Here is a 22,786-nt window from a genome sequence, read left to right on the forward strand (position 1 = left end):
CCGAAGTAAAGCTCAGCCGCCTTCGAGAACGACGATCCAGAAAAATGGCGCTGAAGACTCAACCCGCCATCACCTCAACCCACGCCGACCTCACCCAGCCGGATTTGCACGGCCCGCGATACACCCGCTTCTTGGCGATCGGCGAGCCGACCTCGCACTTCATTCCGGGCGCGGTCGGATAGACGATGGCGAACCATTCGCCGTCGCCATTGCCGTCGCACAGGTACACCTCGCGGCCATTACCGAGCTTATCGAGCATCGCGTACGCGGTGCCCGGCCCGGCGCGCACCGCGAGAAAACCATCGCCATCGGCTTTCAGGCCCCTGACCTGCGCGAGCGAACCGCAGGCGTCCAGCACTTCGTCGCCTCCGACCTGCACCGGTACCGCGCGTGGCGGCGCGGCCCCGATCGGCGCGGCCGGCAGCATCAACGCGGTCGCCATCGCGGCACCAAGGTAAACGCTCATCGTTGCCTTCATCACTGCCTCCTTGCAGATGGCCAAAGCGCGCGCCGTCGCAACGGCGCGCGCGAGTCTTGCCATGGTGCGATCAGCTGGTCTGCTGGAAATACACTTCTTCGTACGGCTGCACCACCACCCAGCCGGTGCCGGAGAACTTGAGTTGGATGCTCTCGCCCGAGCCGCGACCGAACAAGGTGCCCAGCGAGATGTCGGTGACGATGTCCGGGCTCAGGCCGCCGGACCAGGCGACGGTCGCGTTCGGGTCGGTGAACACCGGCTGGTCCGGGGTCACCGCCAGGGTCAGCGGCTCGTAGTGCGAGGTGATCGCGACCACACCGCTGCCGCTGAGTTTGATATTGAACAGGCCGCCGGACATCATGCCCGAGACCTTGCGCATCATCTTGATGTCCGAGGCCACGCCGTCTTCGTAAGCGAGCACGTCGTTGCCGTTGACGAAGATCGACTCGCCGTTGAGGCGCAGCAGGGTGATCTTCTTGCCGGCGTCGGCGATGTAGACCCGGCCCTGGCCTTCCATCTTCATCAGCTGGGTGCCTTCGCCGCTGATCGCCTTCTTCAGCAGGTTGCCCAGGCCCTGCTCGAGCATGCCCTGGCGCACGAACTTGACGCCGCCGCGGTAGGCGACCATCGAGCCGGACTTGGCCCAGACGCGGCCGTTGAGCTTCACTTCCAGCAGGTGCGAGCTTTCCAGTTCGAACGCTTCGGCGCTCAGATCCTTCTGCTTGGACGCTTCGACGAATTCGTTGAGGTTCTTGATCGACACTTTCCATCTCCTTGGGTAATGCGCGGCGGCGGCCTCACGGTGGGCGCGCGCGGCGGCGGTTCCAGTGGCTGGACCGGCGGCCGGATCATACCCGGTCCTCCCGTGTCCGCCTTTTACATCACGGTTTTCGAACGCCGCGCGCGCCCGATCGCCGCGTGGCGCAAACCGGCGCGAGCGGCATGATTGCAGCGTCCCGCCCCGATTCGTCCGGCGAATCCGCGGCCCGCGACGGCCTGGACAGGTGCGGCGCCGCCCCCGCAATCGCGCAGCGGCCCGTTCGCGCATGCCTGCGCGCGCGGCGCTTGAGCTACAATTCGCCACGTTTTCCGCCTCCCCCGAGACCGCCCATGTCCCAGCTCGTGTATCGCCGTGTCCTGTTGAAACTCTCCGGCGAAGCATTGATGGGCGATGAGGACTACGGCATCGACCCCAAGGTGATCGGCCGGCTCGCGCGCGAAGTCATCGAAGTCCAGCAGGCCGGCGCGGAAATCGCGCTGGTGATCGGCGGCGGCAACATCTTCCGCGGCGCGGGCCTGGCGGCCGGCGGCATGGACCGGGTCACCGGCGATCAGATGGGCATGCTGGCCACCGTGATCAACGCGCTGGCGATGCAGGATTCGCTGGAAAAGCTCGGCGCCAAGGTGCGGGTGATGAGCGCGATCAAGATCAACGACGTGTGCGAGGACTACATCCGCCGCCGCGCCATCCGCCACCTGGAAAAAGGCCGTCTGGCGATCTTCGCCGCCGGCGTCGGCAGCCCGTTCTTCACCACCGACTCGGGCGCGGCGCTGCGCGCGATCGAGATCGGCGCCGACCTGTTGCTCAAGGCGACCAAGGTCGACGGCGTGTACGACAAGGACCCGAAGAAGCACAGCGACGCGGTGCGCTTCGACAAGCTCAGCTACGACGAGGTGATCACCCGCGACCTGCAGGTCATGGACACCGCCGCGTTCGCGCTGTGCCGCGACAGCGAACTGCCGCTGCGCATCTTCGACATGGGCCAGCCGGGCGTGCTGCTGAAGATCCTGCGCGGCGAGAACATCGGCACGCTGGTGCAGGGCCGCGGCTGAAGACAAATCGACCGGGCCATGCGGCCTGCGCAAACCGGCGGTCGATCGCCGGCAGCCTAGCTCTCATTCCCGAACGAAAAGACCCGCCGATGGCGGGTCTTTTTGCGTACGGCGCCGGGTTTCCCGCGCGCCGTCGCCTCGCTGATTCACATGCGCGGCCGATCAGGCGCCGCCGGCCGGTTCAACGCGCCAGCATGCGGCCGTCCTGCGACATCAGCGCCACACCTGTGCTTCGCGCTTGGCCTGCTCGGTGATGCGCGCGATCTCCTCCGGGCTCATCGCGTAGCGACTCGCGTCGCGCTTGGCTTGCTCGGTGATACGCGCGATCTCGGCCGGGCTCATCGCATAGCGACTCGCGTCGCGCTTGGCCTGTTCGGTGATGCGCGCAATCTCGGCCGGGCTCATCGCATAACGGCTCGCGTCGCGCTTGGCCTGCTCGGTGATGCGGGCGATCTCGGCCGGGCTCATCGCATAACGGCTCGCGTCGCGCTTGGCTTGCTCGGTGATGCGGGCGATCTCGGCCGGGCTCATCGCGTAGCGGCTCGCGTCGCGCGTGGCCTGATCGGTGATGCGGGCGATCTCGGCCGGGCTCATTGCGTAGCGGCTCGCGTCGCGTCGGGCTTGCTCGGAGATGCGCGCGATCTCGGCCTTGCTCATCGCATGGCGGCCGGCATCGCGCCTGGCTTGCTCGGCGATACGACGGATCTGCGCGGCTTCCGGCGCGGAGAGGTGCGCATCGCGACGCGCCTGGGCGGCATCGCGTCGGGCCTGCTCGATATCGCGGCGATGCTGCGCGCTGTCGAGCCCATGCTGGCTGGCGTCGCGCCTGGCTTGTTCGGCATCGCGCTGGGCCTGCTCGACGTCGCGGCGAGCCTGAGCGGCATCGCGTCGCGCCTGTTCGCCATCGCGCTTGGCCTGATCGGCATCGCGCCGCGCCTGCTCACCATCGAGCCGGGCTTGCTGTCCGGCGTCGCGCGCCGCGCGCTCGGCCGCCACGCTCGCCGCCTGCGCTTGGCGTTCTGCGTCACGCCCGGCGCGTTCGGCATCGCGTGCCGCGCGCTGCGCCGCGACGCCGGCGGCTTGCGCGTTGCGCTCGGCTTCGCGTCCGGCACGTTCGGCCTCGCGACCGGCCTGCTCGGCCGCGCGACCGGCTTTCTCCGCATCCACCGCCGCCCGGCGCGACTCGTCCATGCGTTGCCGCAGACGCGCGCGGGTCGCCGCATCAGTCACCGGCTGGTAGCTGCCGTCCGCGCCCACCTTGTAGTACTGATCACCCTTGACCGCCCAGACCAGCGGATCGCCGCCATTGATGAGCTCGGTGATGCGGGTTTCGCCGCTCTTGTCCGAGGAATGGATCGACACGCTGCGCGATTGCGATTGCGGCGCGCGATCGCCGGCCGCCGCGGTCACCCGATACGGCACCAGGCCGACCAGGACGATGGCGGCGGTCAGGATCAAACCGCCCAGGTGCGAGGACGAAGTCGCGTTCTGCAACATGATGAGTCTCCTCTTCAAAATCGTGTAGGTGGGGGACGCGCTGGCGACACCGGCCGCGGGACGCGGCGCGACGCCAAGACGCAACAACAAACGCCCGTAGTCGTGGGCGGCATAGCGACGGCTGTCGAGCACGGCCGCGTCGCAGGCCGCTTCGCGCGCGATCGAGTATTCGCGGGCGATCACATGCGCGAGTGGATGAAAGAAGAACAGGTGCTGGACCAGCGCCGGCACCCAGCCCCACCAAAGATCGCGGCGGCGGACATGGACCAGTTCGTGATGCAGCGCCATCGCCAGTTCGTCGCCGCTCAGATGCGGCAAGCGTTCGCGCGGTAGCAGCACCGTCGCCGGCGGGCCGATCAGCTGCGGCGAATCGATCTGCGCCGACACCCGCAGCGGCGGCAGGCGATTCATGCCCAGGCTGTCGCCGAGCGCGCGATAGGTCGAGAGCACTTGCGGCTGCTCGCACGGCCGCGATGCGGCAATGCGGCGGCACGCGGCGGCATAGCCGCGCACGCTGGCGAAGGCGACCAGCAGAAACCCGGACAGCCACAGCGCGGCGAACACCAGCGGCCACGACAACCAGTCGGGGGTCAGATAGTGCGCGCTGGGCGTGGTTGCCGCGGCGAACGTGGCGTCTGTCGCGCCCTTCGTCACGAAGAACGGCAATTGCGCCGAGGACGATAACTGCGGCGCCGCCGCTGCGACGTTCGCGGCCTGGCTCGCCTGATCCCACGACGCCGGCAACAACGGCAGGCTCAACGGCGTGGGCCACAGCGCGCCGAGCAACAACTGGAACGCGGCGAACCACCACAACCAGCAACGCAGCGCCGCGCTCAGACGCAGGTAACGGCACAGCAGCCACACCGCCGCGACCACCACCAACGATTGCAATCCCGCCGCGAGCAAACGCGGCAGCAGGATGTCGCCGATCCAATCCAGAGTCATCTCAATCCTCCTTGCGCCGCGATTGCAGATCGGCGACGAGACTTTCCAGTTCGGCCAGTTCGTCGTCGCTGACTTGCGCGCGCTGCGACATCCACGCCACGAACGGCGAGACCGAGCCTTGCAGCGTGTTGGCGACGAACTTGCCGACGGCCGAACGCATCACGTCGTCGGGCTGGGTCGCGGTGGAATAGCGGTACACGCCGCCGACCTTGCGCCGGCGCAGATAGGCCTTGGCGCGCAGGCGCTCCATCATGGTCAGCACGGTCGAACGCGCCAGCCCGCGCGGTTCGCCGTAGCCGCTTGCGACCTCGCCGACCGACGCGTCGCCCTGCTCGGCCAGATATTGCAGCAGCGCCAGTTCCTGGTCGCCGATGGATTTGCGGTTCATGTCGCCCCTCATGGCTACAGCTGTAGTCATAGTTGCTTTGACTACAAACGTAGTCAACGTGCCTGAAGTCATGCCGCCCTCGTCCGCGACGACACCCGGCAATGGGATTCGCCGACGCCGGTCATGGTTTAAACCGCCGGCGCGATGGCCTGTAATAGTGTTCGCGGGCGCGGCCGTGACAGCATTCGCCCATGCACTCGCACAGTCACCACGGCCACCATCACGGCGTCAGCGGCACCCGCGCATTCGCCGCGGTAACCCTGATCAATCTGGCCTATACCGCGCTGGAAGCCGGCTACGGCTTCATGACCAATTCGCTGGCGTTGCTGTCGGACGCACTGCACAACTTCGGCGACGTACTCGGCCTGGCGTTGGCCTGGGGCGCGGCGGTGCTGGCCAAGCGCACCCCGACCGCGCGCCACACCTACGGCTGGCGGCGCGCGACCCTGCTGTCGCCGCTGGCCAATTCGCTGTTGCTGGTGGGTTTCTCCGGCGCGCTGGCCTGGGAAGCGATCCGCCGCTTCAACGCGCCGCCGGAAATTCCCGCGCTGCCGGTGATAGTGGTCGCCGCGCTCGGCATCGCGGTCAATCTCGGCGCGGCCTGGCTGGTGCGCGACGGGCACGATCACGACCTCAACCGCCGCGGCGCGTTTCTGCACCTGATGGCCGACGCGGCGGTGTCGCTGGCCGCGGTGCTGGCCGGCGCCGGCATGTGGTTGACCGGCTGGGCCTGGCTGGACCCGGCGATCGCCTTGCTGATCGGCGCGGTGGTCGCGGTAGGCGCCTTCGGCCTGCTGCGCGAAGCCTTCAACGCGGCGATGGACGCGGTGCCGCGCGGCATCGATCGCGGCGAAGTCGAAACCCTGCTGCGCCAGCAGCCCGGGGTGCAGGCGATCCACCATCTGCACATCTGGTCGCTGGGCGCGGGCGAAATCGCCATGACCGCGCACATCGTGCGGCCCGACGATCACGATCACGACGTTTTCATCGATCGCCTCAACCGCGAACTCGACCGCCGCTTCGGCATCAATCACCCGACCCTGCAGGTCGAGCACGGCCGCGCCTGCGAGCATGATCGTCACGACCGCGCTCCGCACGGCGAGCACGCGCATGCACATGGGCATGAGGCGCACGAGCACGACGGGCAGGGGCACGATGCGCATGCGCCGGATCGTGCGCACGATCACGGCCACGGCCACGCGCACCATGACCATGACCATGATCCGCGGCATGACCATGACCACGGTCATCCACCTGGCCATGACCATGACCGCGGTCATGGTCACGACGGCCATTCTCACGACGACCGTACCCACGAAAACCACCCGCACGACCGCCCGCGCCAGCACAGCCATCGGCCCTGAGCGCCGCATGCTGCATCGCAGCGAAAACCCCGGGCCACCTCGCCGCCCTCGCCGCCGGGCCTGAACGCAACGGCGCCAATCCCGCGCAAAAACGTGATCCCCTGCGACGCATCGCCTGCATTCGTGCTGCGCGCGGAGCATCGCCGCATCCCCTCGAACGACCGCGAACGCTCGTCAATTTCGCCGATCCGGGCCGGCGCGGGCGTCCGCGCCGGGACCGCGTGGCCCGCAAAACCCGCCCGAGCCCATATAATCCCGCGATTACCGCTACTGGAACGGAGCCGGCGATGCTCAACGACATCAAGAAAGACTCTCAGAACCGCATGACCAAGAGTGTCGAAGCCTTTCGCCACGATCTGACCAAGATCCGCACCGGGCGCGCGTCCACCGCGCTGGTCGATCATCTGAAAGTGAACTATCACGGTTCCGAAATGCCGCTGGGCCAGGTCGCCAGCGTGCAGGTCAGCGACGCGCGCACCCTGACCATCACCCCGTGGGAAAAGCAGATCGTCGGCGCGGTCGAGAAGGCCATCCTCGCCTCCGACCTGGGCCTGACCCCGAACACCGCCGGCACCGTGATCCGCATCAACCTGCCCGCGCTGACCGAAGAACGCCGCAAGGAACTGACCAAGGTCGTCCACGCCCAGAGCGAAGACGCCAAGGTCGCGATCCGCAACATCCGCCGCGATGCCAACCATCAGGCCAAGGAACTGCTCAAGGACAAGAAGGTCACCGAGGACGAACTGCGCAGCTTCGAAGGCGATATCCAGAAGATCACCGACAGCGCGATCAAGGACGTCGACGGCGTGGTCAAGGCCAAGGAACAGGAACTGATGGCGGTGTGAACCGCCGGGCCCGCGCCCGCCGAGTTCGGATCACTGAACTTCTGCGCGGCGTGCGGGTCCAGCACTGGGCTGCCTGGATCGAGCCCGCCCCAGACTGTGCCGCCCCACCCGTCCGTACCCGCCGTTCCATCCGCAGCCTGAGGTCTTCATCATCGGCGCCATGCCTTCCGAGCCCGCCAACGCCGCGCCCGCACGCATCCCGCGCCACCTGGCCGTCATCATGGACGGCAACGGCCGCTGGGCCGAACGGCGGCGCCGGCCGCGCATCATCGGCCACCGCGCCGGCGCGCGCGCGGTCAACGTCTGCATCGATTTCTGCATCGCGCGCGGCGTCCAGGCGCTGACCCTGTTCGCGTTCTCCAGCGAAAACTGGGGCCGGCCCGAGGACGAAGTCGGCGCGCTGATGAAACTGTTTCTCAATGCGCTCGAGCGCGAGGTCGAGGAACTCGACCGGCGCGGGGTGCGGGTGCGCTTCATCGGCGAACGCGAACGCTTCTCCGAAAAGATCCGCGAGCGCATGGCCGCGGCCGAGCGCCAGACCCGCAACAACACCGTCCTGCACCTGAGCATCGCCGCCAGTTACGGCGGCCGCTGGGACATCGCCCAGGCCGCGCGTTCGCTGGCCTCGGAGGTCGCGGCCGGCACCCTGGCGGTGGAGGCGATCGACGAACGCCTGCTGGCCTCGCGCATGTCGCTGGCCGAGCTGCCGGCGCCGGACCTGTTCATTCGTACCGGCGGCGACACCCGGATCAGCAATTTCCTGCTGTGGCAGTTGGCCTATACCGAACTTTGGTTCACCGAAGCGCTGTGGCCCGAACTCGACGCCGACCTGCTGCAGACCGCGCTGGACGACTTCGCCAGCCGCGAACGCCGCTTCGGCCTGACCGGGGCGCAGATCGCGCTCGCCCAGCCCAACGAGACTGTTGAATGACCCGAACCCGCCTGCTTGCCGCGCTGGTCATGGCGCCTGTCGCGATCGCGGCGATCCTGCTGTTGTCGACGCCGTGGGTGATCGCGCTGACCGCGGTGCTGTTCCTGATCGGGCTGTGGGAATGGTTCGACCTGGCCGAGATCGAGGACACCCTGTCGCGCACCGTGCTGTTGGTGGTGCACATGGCGCTGATGGTGGCGATCGTGTGGGCCTCGCGCACCAGCGGCCTGGGCGCGGCGCAGGCGCCATCGATGGTGCTGTTCAAGATCGCCTCGCTGGTCGGCGTGGTCTGGTGGCTGCTGGCGCTGCTGTGGCTGCAGCGCTTCAATTTCGCCAGCGATCACCGCACCTACGCGCGCATGTTCAAGCTCGCCGCGGCCGCGCTGAGCGTGATCCCGGCCTGGTGCGCGATGGCCTGGATCCACGCCGAGGGCCCGATCGGCCTGGGCGGCCTGCCGGTCGGCCATTGGTGGCTGCTGACCGCGCTGGCGGTGGTGTGGGCGGCCGATTCGGGCGCGTATTTCGCCGGACGCAAGTTCGGCATGCTCAAGCTCGCGCCGCGGGTGAGCCCCAACAAGACCGTCGAAGGTCTGGTCGGTGGCGCCATCGCCAGCGTCGCGGCCGGCGTGGGGTTCTCGATGCTGGCCGGCGCGACCACCGCGCAGCTGCCGTGGGTGGCGCTGGTGTCGCTGGTGGCGATGCTGTTCTCGGTGGTCGGTGACTTGTTCGAGAGCCTGCTCAAGCGGCATGTCGGGGTGAAGGATTCCGGGCATCTGATTCCGGGGCACGGCGGCATTCTGGATCGCATCGACGGCGTGCTTGCGGCGTTGCCGGTGTTCGCGCTGGGCAAGGCGATTTTTGAGTTTTGATGATGAGCCTTGTCGACGGTGGTGGTTTTTCGCTGGCTGGTAGCGCTGCTGCGCTCGCTGTTGCGCAAAAAGCGAATCCCCCCTGCTCCCCTTTTGCAAAGGGACGGGACGGGACGTATTCGCAAAGCCTGCGTCGCGCAGACGAAGCAGATAATTCGCGCGCTTCCGATAAGCCAAGCGGCGTTGATACGCGGCGGCCCGTCCCTTTGCAAAAGGGGGACCGAGCGGGATTCGCTTTTGCTCTCAACCACACAGCCCTGATCGAACGCGGCAACCGCTGCGAGACCCGCGCATGACCGCCCCCGCCCGCAACGTCGCCGTCCTCGGCGCCACCGGCTCCATCGGCACTTCGGCGCTGGACGTGATCGCCCGCCACGGCGACGCCCTGCGCGCCACCGTGCTCGCCGCCGGCGGCAAGGTCGATGCGCTGCTGACGCTGTGCGAACGCCATCGCCCCGATCACGCGGTGATCGCCGACCCGGCCGGCTACGCCGCCTTGCGCGACGGCCTGCGTGAGCGCGGCCTGGCGACCGTGGCCCATTGCGGCGACGACGCCTTGGTCGAACTGGTGTCGTCCGACGCCTGCGACACCGTGGTCGCGGCGATCGTCGGCGCGGCCGGGCTGTCCTCGACTCTGGCCGCGGCGCGCGCCGGCAAGCGCCTGCTGCTGGCCAACAAGGAATCGCTGGTCCTGGCCGGCGAACTGCTGATGCAGACCGCGCACGAATCGGGCGCCTGCATCGTGCCGATCGACAGCGAACACAACGCGATCTTCCAATGCCTGCCGGCGGCGCAATTGCGCGTGGCCGAGCACGGCGCCGCGCAAACCGGCGGCGCACAGCACGCCCACCCGGCTTCGCAGCCCGGTCTGAAGCGGATCCTGCTGACCGCATCGGGCGGGCCGTTCCGCGGCCGTACACGTTCGGACCTGGGCCAGGTCACGCCCGAACAGGCGGTCGCCCACCCGAAGTGGTCGATGGGTCCGAAGATCTCGGTCGACTCAGCCACCTTGATGAACAAGGGCCTGGAAGTAATCGAGGCGCACCATCTGTTCGGGGTCGGCGGCGATCGCATCGAAGTGCTGGTGCATCCGCAAAGCCTGGTCCATTCGCTGGTCGAATTCGTCGATGGCTCGACCCTGGCCCAGCTCGGCCTGCCCGACATGCGCACCGCGCTGGCGGTGGGCTTCGGCTGGCCGGAGCGGATCGAATCCGGGGTCGCCGGGCTCGACCTGCTGGCCCATGGCCGACTCGATTTCGAGCGCCCCGATCTCGACGCCTTTCCCTGCCTGCGCCTGGCCTTCGAGGCCCTGGCCGCCGGCGGCACCGCCCCGGCGGTGCTCAACGCCGCCAACGAAGTGGCCGTTTCAGCCTTTCTTCAGCGGCGCATCGGTTTCCTAGCGATACCCGCGCTGGTCGAGGACACCCTCGCCGCGCTCCCGTCCACCCCGGCCAGTTCGCTGGCGGCGCTGCGCGAGGCCGATGCCCTGGCCCGCCGCCACGCCGAGCAGGCGATCGGTCAAAGAGCCTGAGGCAGCCATGAGCGAAATCCTGGGCTCGTTGTGGTGGCTGATCATCAGCCTCGGCGTGCTGGTCACCCTGCACGAATTCGGCCACTTCTGGGTGGCGCGCCGCTGCGGGGTCAAGGTGCTGCGCTTCTCGGTCGGCTTCGGCAAGCCGCTGTGGATGCGTGTCGGCAAGGACGGCACCGAATATGCGATCGGCCGCATTCCGCTGGGCGGCTACGTCAAGATGCTCGACGAGCGCGAGTACGAAGTCGGCGAAACGCTCGCGGCGCAGGCGTTCAACCGCAAGTCGGTGTGGCAGCGCATCGCCATCACCGCCGCCGGCCCGGCCGCCAACCTGATCCTGTGCGTGCTGTTCCTGTGGGGCATGTTCGTGATCGGCCGCCCCGACTTCGCGCCGGTGGTCGGCAGCGTCAACGGCATCGCCGCCGAATCGGGCCTGCGCCGTGGCGATACCGTGCTGCAGATCGGCGACCGCGTCACCCCGACCTGGAGCGAGGTGCAGATGGCGCTGATCCCGCACGCGCTCGACCGCGACGACGTCGCGGTGCAGGTGCGCAGCGAAAACGGCAGCCAGCTGACCCGCCATCTGCGCCTGTCCAAGCTGCCGGCTTCGTTCGACGAACGCCGCGCGGTCGAAGTGATGGGCCTGAGCGGCCGCCATCAGCTGATTCCGGCGGTGATCGGCCGGATCAGCCCCGGCGAAGCGGCCTGGGGCGTGCTTGCCGAGGGCGACCGCATCACCGCCATCGACGGCGACCCGATCGCCAGTTGGAACGACATCGCGCCAGCCGTCGGCCGCCTGGGCGAACGCGGCGGCAACGCGATGATCGAAGTGGCCCGCAATGGCGACCGGCTGGCGCTGGAAATCGCGCCCAAGCGCATGAAGCGCGACAACGGCGAGGAATTCTGGGGCCTGGGCGTGGCGCCTCCGGCCACCATCCGCGAGCCCAAGCGCGACGCGGTCCTGCGCTACGGCCCGATCGACGCGGTGCCGGCGGCGTTCCGCGAAAGCGTCCATCAGGCCCGCGAACTGTTCGCGATGATCGGCCGCGCCTTCACCGGCCGGGTCTCGATCCAGAACACCGTCGCCGGCCCGGTCACCATCGGCCGCGCCGCCAACGCCTACGCCAGCAACGGCCCGGCCTGGTACCTGCAGCTGCTGGCGATGCTGTCGCTGAGCCTGGGAATCCTGAACCTGCTGCCGATCCCGATCTTGGACGGCGGACACCTGCTGTATTACCTTATCGAGCTGGTCAAAGGCAGCCCGGTCAGCGAACGGGTCATGGCGGCCGGACATTTCGTCGGCCTGGCGTTGATCGCGAGCCTGATGGGCCTGGCGTTCTACAACGACATCTTGAACAACCTGGTGCGCTGATGCCGGCCTGACGCTCGAACGAACGCTTTGCTACAACGCCTGCCTTAATCTACCCCGCCTAACCGGCCCGCTTCGCCCCATGCCCGCGTGCATTCACGCTGGCAGACCAGCCCCCAACGGACGTAATGATGACGCGAATTCCTAATCGCCGCCTGCTCGCCCTCGCCCTTGCCACGGCAATGACCTCGGCCCCGGCGATTCCCGCGTTGGCCCAGTCGGCCGATCCGTTCTCCCTCGGGGGCACCGCGCCGAACGCGCCCGGCCCGGGCTCGTTCACCGTCAGCGACATCCGCATCGACGGCCTGCAACGCATTTCCGCCGGCACGGTGTTCACCTACCTGCCGGTCGAACGCGGCGACACCATGGACACGGCCAAGGCCGGCGACGCCATCCGCGCGCTGTACAAGACCGGTTTCTTCGAAGACGTGCAGCTCGACCGCCAGGGCAACATCCTGGTGGTGACCGTCAGCGAGCGTCCGGCGATCAACAAGCTGACCCTGACCGGCAACAAGGACATCAAGTCCGAGGACCTGCTCAAGGGCCTGAAGGAAATCGGTCTGGCCGAAGGCGACACCTTCGACCGCCTCGCGCTCGACAAGGTCACCCAGGATCTGGCGCGCCAGTACAACAACCGCGGCAAGTACAACGTCGAGATCACCCCGTCGGTGAACCGCCTCGACCGCAACCGCGTCGACATCACGATCAACGTCAAGGAAGGCAAGGCGGCCAAGATCCGCCACATCAACCTGATCGGCAACGACAAGTTCGAGCAGAAGGACATCGTCAACGGCTGGGAATCGCGCGAGCACAACTGGCTCAGCTGGTACCGCCGCGACGATCAGTACTCGCGCGAAAAGCTCTCCGGCGACCTGGAAAAGCTCAACTCCTATTACCTCGACCGCGGCTACGTCGATTTCAGCATCGACTCGACCCAGGTCTCGATCAGCCCGGACCGCCAGGACATGTTCCTGTCCGCCGGCGTGACCGAGGGCGAACAGTACAAGGTCGCAAGCGTGCAGGTCACCGGCGACACGGTGCTGCCGAAGGACCAGGTCGAGAAGCTGGTCATCGTCAAGCCCGAACAGATTTTCTCGCGTCGCCTGCTCGAGGTCAGTTCCGAATCGATCACCGCCGCGCTCGGCAACGTCGGCTACGCGTTCGCGCAGGTCAATCCGATTCCGGACGTGAACCGCGAGAACAAGACCGTCGGCATCAACATGCAGGTCGTGCCCGGTCCGCGCGTCAACGTGCGCCGGGTCGTGTTCAAGGGCAACACCCGTACCGGCGATGAAGTGTTGCGCCGCGAAATGCGCCAGTTCGAAGGCACCTGGTACTCGCAGGCCGCGATCGACCGTTCCAAGATCCGCCTGCAGGGCCTGGGCTACTTCGAGACGGTCGACGTCGAGAGCAAGCCGGTCCCGGGCACCAACGATCAGGTCGACATCGTCTACAACCTGAAGGAAACCACCTCGGGCAGCTTCGTGTTCGGCCTGGGTTATTCGCAGCTCGGCAAGCTCACCACCCAGGTGCAGCTGTCGCAGAACAACTTCCTCGGCAGCGGCAACCGCGTGTCGGTGCAGGCGCAGCGCAGCTACTACCAGTCGCGCTACGACTTCTCCTACACCAACCCCTACTTCACCGACGACGGCGTGTCGCTGGGTTACAACCTGTCGTGGCGTGAGCTGGATTATTCCGACTTCAACACCGCGCAGTACTCGACCACCAGCGGCACCGGTCAGGTCGTGCTCGGCATTCCGCTGACCGAGACCGACTCGGTGACCGGCCTGATCGGCATCGACAGCAACGAAATCCTCGCCTTCGAAGGCACCGCGCCGGCCAGCATCATCGATTACCTCGATGCGCTGGGTCACCGCACCTTCCACGCATGGCGCGCGCAGATCGGCTGGGGCCGCAACAGCCTCAACCACGCGCTGACCCCGACCGCCGGCACCCAGCAGCGCATCTGGCTGGAAGCGACCCTGCCCGGTTCGACGGTCGAGTACTACAAGATCAACTACAACTTCTCCAAGTTCTGGCCGCTGTCGCGCCACCTGGTGCTCAACACCCGCGCCGAACTCGGTTACGGCGACAGCTACGGCAGCGACACCAGCCGCGTGATCGACCGCGACGGTCCCAACGGCCCGCTTCCGCCGGAAACGATCACCGCCACCGGCCTGCCGTTCTTCGAAAACTTCTACGCCGGCGGCGTGCGTTCGGTGCGCGGCTTCACCGACAACACCCTGGGTCCGCGCGAATCGCCGGGCGTGGGCAGCACCTTCGCCCAGCCGCTGGGCGGCGCGTTCAAGACCACCGGCTCGCTGGAAATGTACTTCCCGACCCTGCTCGATACGCCAGCCGCGCGCGTGTCCGCGTTCGTCGACTTCGGTAACGTGTACAAGGACTACGACTCCTTCGACGCGGGCGAACTGCGCGCCTCGGCCGGTGTCGCGCTGATGTGGCGTTCGCCGATGGGTCCGATTTCGATCAGCTACGCGTTCCCGTTCAAGAAGCAGGGTCCGATCTACAGCGCCGACGGCGCCACCAAGCTCGATCGCGGCGACGAACTCGAGCGCCTGCAGTTCACCTTCGGCGGTACGTTCTGAGCGCGGTCTGCGGACCGCAAGGCGACGTGGACGAACTCAGTTACTCAGCACGCGAATTGGCCGAGCGCTATGCGCTCGGCCTGCACGGCAACGCCGACGCGCGGGTAAGCGGCGTCGGCACGCTGGCCAAGGCCGGCCCCGGCCAGCTCGCGTTCCTGGCCAATCCCAAATACCGCGCGCAACTGCTCGCCAGCCAGGCGAGCATCGTGGTCATGCGCGAAGATGATGCCCGCGAGCATGCCGGCACCGCGCTGATCGCGCGCGATCCCTACGCCGCGTTCGCCAAGATCTCGGCGCTGTTCGAACCCAAGCCGGTGCGCGAGCCCGGCATCCACGCTTCCGCCGTGATCGACTCCAACGCGCAAGTGTCGCCAGAGGCCCACATCGGCCCGTTCGTCAGCATCGGCGCGCGCAGCCGCATCGAAGCCGGCGCGATGATCGGCCCGGGCTGCGTGATCGGCGAAGACTGCACGGTCGGCGCCGGCTGCGAATTGATCGCGCGGGTGACCCTGGTGACCCGCGTGCGCCTGGGCCAGCGCGTGCTGATCCATCCCGGCGCGGTGCTCGGCGCCGACGGCTTCGGCCTGGCGATGGAAGCCGGCCGCTGGCTCAAGGTGCCGCAGCTCGGCGGCGTGCTCATCGGCGACGATTGCGAGATCGGCGCCAACACCACCATCGACCGCGGCGCGATCGAGGACACCGTGCTCGAGGAGGACGTGCGCCTCGATAACCAGATCCAGATCGGCCACAACGTCCACATCGGCGCCCACAGCGCCATGGCCGGCTGCTCGGCCGCCGCGGGCAGCGCCAAGATCGGCCGTTATTGCCTGATCGGCGGCGCGGCCGGCGTGCTCGGCCATCTGGAAATCTGCGACAAGGTCACCATCACCGCGATGAGCCTGGTCACCAGCTCGATCCGCGAGCCCGGCGAATATTCCTCGGGCACGCCGCTGATGGACAACCGCAGCTGGCGCAAGAACGCCGCGCGTTTCAAACAGCTCGACGCGATCGCGCGACGCACCGCGCGCGCGCGCGAAGACGGCGACGCCGGCTAGGGGCTGGCCGACGAACCAGCGACGGCGCTCCATACGGTGCCGCCCCACCCGCCGGGGAATCTGCGGGACAATAGGCCACGCGCGCTTCCACCGGGCGGGCGCAACCGACGATGGGGCCGCACACCGACGCGGGCATCAATGCACGACGCGGTGTTGCAACAGATGCGACATAGGACGAATTGAAGATGAGCCATACCCTGCAACTCCCGCTCGACGTGACGGCGATCCAGAAGCTGCTGCCGCACCGCTATCCGTTCCTGTTGATCGACCGGGTGGTCGAGCTCGAGCCGCACAAGCGCGTGCTCGCCTACAAGAACGTGAGCTGCAACGAGCCCTTCTTCAATGGCCATTTCCCCGGCAATCCGGTCATGCCCGGCGTGCTGGTGGTCGAGGCGCTGGCCCAGGCCGGCGGCCTGCTGACCCAGATTTCGCACGGCGGCGTCGCCGCCGGGCGTTCGTTCTACCTGGTCAAGATCGACGGCGCGCGGTTCTCGCGCATGGTCGTGCCCGGCGACCGGCTGGAACTGGAAGTCACGCTCAAGCGCATGATCCGCAACATGGCCATGTTCACCGGCGTGGCCCGCGTCGACGGCCAGGTCGCCGCCTGCGCCGACATCATGTGCGCCGAGGCCAAGGACTGATTCGATGAGTGCCCACTCGATGAACACGAACGCGAGCATCCATCCCACCGCTTTCGTCGAACCCGGCGCCAGACTCGGCGACGGCGTCGTGGTCGGTGCGTTCGTCTACATCGGCGCGGAAGTCGAAGTCGGCGACGGCACCGTGTTCGGCCCGCACTGCGTGGTCCACGGCCCGACCACGATCGGCCGCAACAACCGCTTCTACGCCCAGTGCGCGATCGGCGGCGACCCGCAGGACAAGAAGTTCGCCGGCGAACGCACCGCGTTGCACATCGGCGACGACAACGTGTTCCGCGAGTTCGTCACCGTCAACCGCGGCACCGGCAACGGCGGCGGCGTCACCCGCATCGGCAACGGCAACTGGCTGCTGGCGTATACCCATGTCGCCCACGACTGCCAGGTCGGCAACGGCTGCGTGTTCTCCAACAACTCGACCCTGGCCGGCCACGTCGTGGTCGAGGACCAGGTGATCATGAGCGGCTTCTCCGGCATCCATCAGTTCTGCCGGATCGGCGCGCACGCCTTCATCGGCATGGGCGCGCTGGTCAACGGCGACGTGCCGCCGTTCGTGATGGTCGCCCAGGACGGCTACGGCCGTCCGCGCGGGATCAACAGCGAAGGGCTCAAGCGCCGCGGCTTCGACGCCGAGCGCATCAGCGCGATCAAGCGCGCGTACCGCACCTTGTACGTGTCCGGCGCGCCGCTCGACGAAGCGCGCGCCAAGCTCGAAGAGTTGGCCGCCGACAGCCCGGACGTGCGCGCGTTGCTGGACTTCATCGGCAACGGCGAGCGGCCACTGCTGCGCTGAGTTCGGCGCGATGACGTCGGTCCAGCGGCTGCGCATCGGACACCACGTCGTCGAATACGAAATCGACGGCGTGGCGCATCGCACCGAGGTCGCCGAGATATTCGTCGACGATCGTTCGCTTGCCGACTGGCTCGGGGTCGAACGCGACCTGGGCAACTGCGGCAGCGACCTCGACCTGCGCCAATCGCCGCCGTTGCGCGAGCGCGGCCTGGCGCTGTTTCTCGGCCGCGAACCGTCATACAACCAGAACGGCAGCGGCCGCCACGTGCTGTACCGTTGCCACTGCGGCAGCGACTACTGCGGGGTGATTTCCTGCGTGCTGGAATTCGACGGCGATCACGTCGTGTGGCAGCAGATCACCTTCGAGGACGATCAAGGCCCCATGCTCGCCCCTCATCCGGGCGAAAATCCGGCACAAAGCGCCTTCCCCCCGGGCGCGCCGCTGCGATTCGTATTCGATCGCGCGCAATATCAAACCGAACTGGAACGTCACTACGCCCGTTGAGCCGCGTCACGCCGCGCGCATGGCGCAACCGGCTCGGCTCATCGATCGAGGGGCCTCGGCGCTACCCCGCATCGCGGCGAACACGCGGAGCGCCGCCGCGAACACCCGTTAGCGCCGGCATCAGGCCCTTGCATGGTCCGGCCGCCAACACGCTCATCGCGCAGGTCACTTTCACCCCGGAGGGGCGCCGAGCGGCATCGCCTCGAGATCCTTCAGCCGCACCAAGGTCGGCTCGGCATTGCCGTTCTGCCGATACACGCCCGCCTTGAAATAGGGCGGTTCCGCATCGCCGGTACCGATGATCAGCCTCTGGTCGACCAATCGCATCTTGGCCTGGCCAGGCGGCTGGTAATAGACGATCACCTGCCCGGGCGTGACTTCGACTTTGCCCGCGTTTACTTGCCGTCTCGACCATTCGACGAAGACCGCGAACGACAATTCGCCCTGCGCGGGCATGAAGTCCTCGGTCATCTTCCGCCTGAACAACACCGTCGTGGTTTTACCGGTGTCGGCGCAGGTTTTGGTTTTACCGACCTCCGCCGTGTTGACCGCCTGCACGCAAGACTTCGCCGGCGTGAACTCGGTCATGCTGCTGGTCGCGACGATGCTGAACATGCCGTCCTTGACGCGAAAACTCAGCGGCGGATGGCCACCGCTTTCGAACGTACCGCCCAGCGGTTCGATCGCCTTCTTGGTCTGCAGATAATTCTGTTCGGTCCTGGGCGACAGGGTCGTGACCTTGCCGATGGTTTCGGTGCATATGTCGCGGTCTTGCGCGCGATTGGGCACGCAGTACTTGTCCTTGTCGTTGACCGAGTGCATCTGCATGACAATCGCATCCATCCGCTCGGGATTTCCTCCGGCGAACGACAGGGTGAAGTTGTAGAACATCGCCTCACGGCCCTGCGGCGCGCAGCCCTTGTAGATGTCGTTGGCGGCGCGACGAAACGCCTGCTCCTGCGCGCTCAACGCCTTGAACTGATCGGACGTCAAAAAGCAAGCGGTGACTTCCTGACGTCCGCGCCTGCCGTCGGCGAGCGTGTTGTCGCTTGCATCCTGCAACAACATATCGATGACATCGACCTCGCCCGGCCCGGGCAACACCGCCGTCCGGGCGGCCTTGCCCTGGTGGTTGTTGCCGATCAGCGCGACCGATAAACCGTGGGTCGGTTTGCGGAAGTGGAACACGCAACTGGGATCGTAATCCTGGGTCTGGGTGGCGTTGTAGCTGCCGACGATCCAACCCATCTGGTACGTGCACTGGGCCGTCGGCGTCCCGACCGCCTCGAAATCTTCCGCGCCTTCCTCGCTGTCCTGCGCAGCGACGGTTTGCGCGACCGTGGAAAAAGCCATCACCGATAACAGCGAGAGAATCCGAACGTGACTGTTCATTCGACTTGCTCCGATCAGATCGCAGCACACCAGAAGCGCCGATGCGAATACAACCGGACTTCTCCCAACCGTTGCGACGGTCCATGTCGGGATGTGGTGCGCGGCTGAGAATCTCAGCGAACGCCTGCGCGTCGCGCAACCACGATCACTTTTTATTCATTGCATTTCGCAATATGCAACCATTACTTAAACGGCATGCCGAAATGCGAATCTGATTACGCACAAATCGCGGGCACCTTGCAGCTCAAGGCGACACGTGCCGAAACATGCATCCTCCCTATGCACCTGGCGAACAGGGCCTCGCGTCATCATGGCTGAAGCGAGGCCCGGACCCTGCGCTCGACCGCATCGACGGCTATCGTCAGATCACGCGTCCCGCCGATCAAATCATTGCCGGCGCGCTCCTTCACGACGATGACCGGCGCGACATCCGCATACGGATAGATCACGGTGACGAACGTCTCCGGCTTGGCGTCGGCCTTGCGCTTGTCGAAGACGACCGCAGGGCGGGGCGTCGGCTTCCGGTATTCGTAGGACACGAAGCTTTCCACTCGCCGCAAGCTCATCGCCTCGGCGTTGATTGAACAGTCGATCGGGTACCGGACGCAGCCGCCCATCGATGTTCGCGCCGAAGTCGCGACAGGGATACGTCTTGTGCGGCTTGAACTTGTGCGGCGAAGCATTATCGGCAGGCTTGCTGTACATCATGTCGCGCATCTCGCGCGGATCGCGGCGCAGGTCGTGCAACTCCCACTGATCCAACGCCCAGGAATAGATCAGCTTGTGCGTGGCGGTGCGAATGCCGTACTGCGGGCTGATGTTGCGCTCGCCGCGGCAACAGGAGCGGTAGTACATGGCGGTACGCCATTCCTTGGGTGGACAGCGGCCCAGGATCGGCAGCGGGCTGCGCCCCTGCACGTCGGCCGGCACCTTGAGCCCGGTCGCATCGAGGAACGTCAGCGCGAGCGTGCATGCGGCCAACGCCGACGCGACGGCCACAGCGAGCGCGCGCGAGGCACTGCGCGGATCGCCGGGCGCGTGGTCTACAACGTCTGGCCCACCGGCGTAGCGGTCGTCTGGAGCCTGGGGCACAGCGGGCTGTTGCCGTCGACGACCCACCCGCTGCGCACATCGGTCGGCATCACCGCGATGCGCCGCCGGCTCGTGCCGATCGCGTTCCAGGGCTGGCCGGAGGACTTGCTCCCCAACGAATTGAAGGCGGCAAATCCGCTCGACTTGCCGCGGCTTGGCAACGGCGTGCTCGGAGCCAGGCAACGCGACGGATGAGCCGAATAGGCCGGAGGGCAGGTCGGCTTGGTCGTGCCCGCCCCGCCCGTCGGCTCCCGCATCGCACATCGCCGTCACCGCCGAAGCCGCGGCGATCGCGGGGGCGACGGCGATGAGCCTATTGCCCATGAAAGTTGATGTCGATCACGCCATTTGGCAACAAGTGTCGTCCGAGGTCGACAATGGCCCATGCCCGGAGCGTTTCCGGGCGAGAATGCGCTGCCATGCCCACTCCACTGACTGGCCGCCGCGGTTCGTGTTCGCCCGGACCCGGCCGCCGTTCGAAACCGGAACGCCCCTTCGACCGATGAATGCCGCCGCACCCGCCCCCGCGCCGATCGACGAGATTTTCCCCGCGCCACCCCCGCCGCCGCCGCGCTTCGCCCTGATCGCCGGCGAAGCCTCCGGCGACCTGCTCGGCGCGAGCCTGATCGCCGAACTCAAGCACCGCTACCCCGGCGCGGAATTCGTCGGCATCGGCGGCGAGCAGATGCGCGCGGCCGGCATGGACACCTGGTTCGACGCCGGCGAACTGGCGGTGATGGGCCTGGCCGAAGTGCTCAAGCACCTGCCGCGCCTGCTGCGCCTGCGCCGCGACGTGCGTCAGCGCGTGCTCGACTGGAAGCCCGACGCCTTCATCGGCATCGACGCGCCCGACTTCAATCTCGGGGTCGAGCGCTGGCTCAAGCAGCGCGGCGTGCGCACCGTGCATTACGTCAGCCCGTCGGTGTGGGCCTGGCGCGAGAAACGCGCGCAGAAGATCGGCCTGAGCGCGGACCGGGTGCTGTGCCTGTTTCCGATGGAGCCGCCGATCTACGCCAAACACAACGTCGATGCGCGTTTCATCGGCCATCCGCTCGCCGACGAGATGCCGATCCATCCCGATCGCGACGACGCGCGCATGAACCTCGGCCTGGACGACGAAGCGCCGGTGCTGGCGATGCTGCCGGGTTCGCGGGTCGGCGAAATCGAGCGCCTGGCCGGCGACTTCATCGCCGCCGCCGCGCTGATGGTCGCGGCCGAGCCGCGCCTGGGCGTGGTCGCGCCGATGGCCAACGCGGCCTCGCGCGCGGCGTTCGAACGCATTCTCGCCGCCCATCCCGACGGCGAACGCCTGCGCCGGGCGCTGCGCATCGTCGATCGCGGCGCGCGCACGGTGATGGTCGCCAGCGACGTGGTCCTGCTCGCCTCGGGCACCGCCACGCTGGAGGCGATGCTGGCCAAGCGGCCGATGGTGGTCGCCTACAAGCTGTCGGGCGCGACCTATTTCATGGCCAAGCGCATGGGCATGCTCAAGGTCGATCACTACGCGCTGCCCAACGTGCTGGCCGGCGAGGTGCTGGTGCCCGAGCTGATGCAGCACGACTGCACCCCGGAAAACCTGGCCGGCGCCTGCCTGCGCTGGCTGCGCGACCCGGCCGCGGGCGCGGCGCTGCTGCCGAAATTCCAGCGCATCCATCTGGAACTCAAGCGCGACGCCTCGGCGCGCGCGGCCGACGCCATCATCGAGCTGATCGGCGAGAATGCGGCTGTCGCCCCGCCGTCGCATTGAGCCGCCGCCTTTCGTGGACAGCCTGTTTCCAGCACCGGATGCACCGCCCGCCGAGCCGCAGCGACCGGCCGACGCCGCCGCGCGCCCGGCGCGCGCCAAGCCGCGCCTGATCGCCGGCGTCGACGAAGCCGGACGCGGGCCGTTGGCCGGCCCGGTCTCGGTCGCGGCGGTCATCTTGAACCCGCGCCGCAAGATCGACGGCCTGGACGATTCCAAGAAACTCAGCCACGCCCGCCGCGAGGCGCTGTACCCGCTGATCCTCGAACGCGCGCTGGCCTGGCGGATCGAATTCGTCGAAGTCGAGGAGATCGACCGGGTCAATATCTTTCAGGCGACCATGCTCGGCATGTGCCGCGCGGTGGTGGCGCTGGCGCCGCAGGCCGATCTGGTCCGGGTCGACGGCAACCACCTGCCCAAGGGCCTGCCCTGCCGCGGCGAAGCCCTGATCGGCGGCGACGCGCTGGAGCCTTCGATCATGGCCGCCTCGATCCTGGCCAAGGTCGCGCGCGACCGCGCCATGTGCAGCCTGCACGAGCGCTTCCCGCACTACGGCTTCGACCAGCACAAGGGCTACCCGACCGCCGCCCATCTGGCGGCATTGAGCCAGCACGGCCCCTGCGTGCATCACCGGCGCAGTTTCACCCCGGTGCGGGTCGCGATGGAAAATCTGCCGCTGTTCTGAGGATCAGGCCGCAGCCTGCGCGCCGCCGTTGTTCAGCGCGCCGATCAGGCCGTGCGCACCGCCGCGGAGTTCCCTTCGCCGCGACCCTTGGTCGGCTGAACGCGTCACCCGTGCCATGGGTCACAGCGACTTCAAGCGCTCGCGCTCACACTTCGACAGGCCCACAGTCGCAGCATCGCAGTCGCGGCTCGACTGCGTACCGGTCCGC

At 67.4% G+C, this 22,786-nt stretch carries 21 protein-coding genes; 15 read left to right on the forward strand and 6 right to left on the reverse strand.

What is annotated here, in order from left to right; all coding sequences use genetic code 11:
- Window positions 1–58: 58 nt before the first annotated feature.
- Window positions 59–466: an integron gene (locus tag ASD86_RS07400; protein WP_157476280.1), complete on the reverse strand. Its 408-nt coding sequence runs from the start codon at window positions 464–466 to the stop codon at window positions 59–61.
- An 82-nt stretch (window positions 467–548) separates the two neighbouring features.
- On the reverse strand, window positions 549–1,241 hold the full coding sequence (locus tag ASD86_RS07405) for an AIM24 family protein (protein ID WP_056108830.1): 693 nt from the start codon (window positions 1,239–1,241) through the stop codon (window positions 549–551).
- Window positions 1,242–1,588: 347 nt separating this feature from the next.
- Between ASD86_RS07405 and pyrH the strand changes: the two genes are divergently transcribed.
- Window positions 1,589–2,311, forward strand: coding sequence for a UMP kinase (pyrH, locus tag ASD86_RS07410; protein ID WP_036113722.1), 723 nt, complete (start codon window positions 1,589–1,591; stop codon window positions 2,309–2,311).
- A gap of 213 nt (window positions 2,312–2,524) precedes the next feature.
- Here pyrH and ASD86_RS07415 read toward each other — a convergent pair whose 3' ends face one another.
- Together ASD86_RS07415 and ASD86_RS07420 are read right to left on the reverse strand one after the other, a co-directional pair.
- Entirely contained in the window at window positions 2,525–4,753 is a 2,229-nt protein-coding gene (locus ASD86_RS07415) for a M56 family metallopeptidase (protein WP_056108832.1), read from the reverse strand.
- Window position 4,754: 1 nt separating this feature from the next.
- Window positions 4,755–5,141, reverse strand: a complete 387-nt coding sequence (locus ASD86_RS07420) for a BlaI/MecI/CopY family transcriptional regulator (protein WP_036113719.1) — start codon at window positions 5,139–5,141, stop codon at window positions 4,755–4,757.
- Between the two features lie 191 nt (window positions 5,142–5,332).
- Between ASD86_RS07420 and ASD86_RS07425 the strand changes: the two genes are divergently transcribed.
- The 11 genes from ASD86_RS07425 to ASD86_RS07475 all read left to right on the forward strand — a co-directional run bounded on the left by ASD86_RS07425 (window position 5,333) and on the right by ASD86_RS07475 (window position 17,665).
- On the forward strand, window positions 5,333–6,505 hold the full coding sequence (locus ASD86_RS07425) for a cation diffusion facilitator family transporter (RefSeq protein ID WP_157476284.1): 1,173 nt from the start codon (window positions 5,333–5,335) through the stop codon (window positions 6,503–6,505).
- A gap of 287 nt (window positions 6,506–6,792) precedes the next feature.
- On the forward strand, window positions 6,793–7,350 hold the full coding sequence (gene frr, locus ASD86_RS07430) for a ribosome recycling factor (RefSeq protein ID WP_056108835.1): 558 nt from the start codon (window positions 6,793–6,795) through the stop codon (window positions 7,348–7,350).
- Window positions 7,351–7,510: 160 nt separating this feature from the next.
- Window positions 7,511–8,281 carry a polyprenyl diphosphate synthase gene (gene uppS, locus ASD86_RS07435; protein ID WP_056108838.1) on the forward strand — a complete coding sequence of 257 codons (771 nt, stop codon included), beginning with the start codon at window positions 7,511–7,513 and terminating at the stop codon, window positions 8,279–8,281.
- On the forward strand, window positions 8,278–9,150 hold the full coding sequence (locus ASD86_RS07440; protein ID WP_056108841.1) for a phosphatidate cytidylyltransferase: 873 nt from the start codon (window positions 8,278–8,280) through the stop codon (window positions 9,148–9,150). The genes uppS and ASD86_RS07440 overlap by 4 nt, the downstream gene beginning before the upstream one ends.
- Before the next feature lie 292 nt (window positions 9,151–9,442).
- Window positions 9,443–10,681, forward strand: coding sequence for a 1-deoxy-D-xylulose-5-phosphate reductoisomerase (gene dxr / locus ASD86_RS07445; protein ID WP_056108843.1), 1,239 nt, complete (start codon window positions 9,443–9,445; stop codon window positions 10,679–10,681).
- A gap of 7 nt (window positions 10,682–10,688) precedes the next feature.
- On the forward strand, window positions 10,689–12,053 hold the full coding sequence (gene rseP / locus ASD86_RS07450; RefSeq protein WP_056108846.1) for an RIP metalloprotease RseP: 1,365 nt from the start codon (window positions 10,689–10,691) through the stop codon (window positions 12,051–12,053).
- Between the two features lie 128 nt (window positions 12,054–12,181).
- Window positions 12,182–14,656, forward strand: coding sequence for an outer membrane protein assembly factor BamA (bamA, locus tag ASD86_RS07455; RefSeq protein ID WP_056109224.1), 2,475 nt, complete (start codon window positions 12,182–12,184; stop codon window positions 14,654–14,656).
- Window positions 14,657–14,682: 26 nt separating this feature from the next.
- A complete protein-coding gene (gene lpxD, locus ASD86_RS07460; protein ID WP_056108849.1) occupies window positions 14,683–15,711 on the forward strand; it encodes a UDP-3-O-(3-hydroxymyristoyl)glucosamine N-acyltransferase in 1,029 nt (342 codons plus the stop codon).
- A 185-nt stretch (window positions 15,712–15,896) separates the two neighbouring features.
- Window positions 15,897–16,352 carry a 3-hydroxyacyl-ACP dehydratase FabZ gene (gene fabZ, locus ASD86_RS07465; protein ID WP_056108852.1) on the forward strand — a complete coding sequence of 152 codons (456 nt, stop codon included), beginning with the start codon at window positions 15,897–15,899 and terminating at the stop codon, window positions 16,350–16,352.
- A 19-nt stretch (window positions 16,353–16,371) separates the two neighbouring features.
- A complete protein-coding gene (gene lpxA / locus ASD86_RS07470; protein WP_056108855.1) occupies window positions 16,372–17,160 on the forward strand; it encodes an acyl-ACP--UDP-N-acetylglucosamine O-acyltransferase in 789 nt (262 codons plus the stop codon).
- 10 nt (window positions 17,161–17,170) lie between these two features.
- The gene (locus ASD86_RS07475) at window positions 17,171–17,665 is read left to right on the forward strand and encodes a hypothetical protein (RefSeq protein ID WP_056108864.1); all 495 of its coding nucleotides are present in this window, start codon (window positions 17,171–17,173) and stop codon (window positions 17,663–17,665) included.
- A gap of 171 nt (window positions 17,666–17,836) precedes the next feature.
- On the opposite strand, the gene ASD86_RS07480 is transcribed toward ASD86_RS07475, so the two are convergent.
- Window positions 17,837–19,087, reverse strand: coding sequence for a heparin lyase I family protein (locus ASD86_RS07480; protein WP_157476286.1), 1,251 nt, complete (start codon window positions 19,085–19,087; stop codon window positions 17,837–17,839).
- A 278-nt stretch (window positions 19,088–19,365) separates the two neighbouring features.
- Complete coding sequence (locus ASD86_RS27725) at window positions 19,366–19,674, reverse strand: hypothetical protein (protein ID WP_056108870.1); 309 nt, start codon at window positions 19,672–19,674, stop codon at window positions 19,366–19,368.
- Between the two features lie 421 nt (window positions 19,675–20,095).
- Here ASD86_RS27725 and ASD86_RS07490 point away from each other — a divergent pair, with 421 nt between their 5' ends.
- From ASD86_RS07490 to rnhB, 3 genes are all read left to right on the forward strand, one after another.
- Window positions 20,096–20,344, forward strand: a complete 249-nt coding sequence (locus tag ASD86_RS07490; RefSeq protein ID WP_056108873.1) for a hypothetical protein — start codon at window positions 20,096–20,098, stop codon at window positions 20,342–20,344.
- 307 nt (window positions 20,345–20,651) lie between these two features.
- A complete protein-coding gene (gene lpxB / locus ASD86_RS07495; protein ID WP_082578141.1) occupies window positions 20,652–21,896 on the forward strand; it encodes a lipid-A-disaccharide synthase in 1,245 nt (414 codons plus the stop codon).
- A gap of 106 nt (window positions 21,897–22,002) precedes the next feature.
- The gene (gene rnhB, locus ASD86_RS07500) at window positions 22,003–22,578 is read left to right on the forward strand and encodes a ribonuclease HII (protein ID WP_235567701.1); all 576 of its coding nucleotides are present in this window, start codon (window positions 22,003–22,005) and stop codon (window positions 22,576–22,578) included.
- Window positions 22,579–22,786: the final 208 nt, after the last annotated feature.

The sequence above is a fragment of the Lysobacter sp. Root690 genome (assembly GCF_001427785.1).
Classification (GTDB): Bacteria; Pseudomonadota; Gammaproteobacteria; order Xanthomonadales; family Xanthomonadaceae; genus Lysobacter.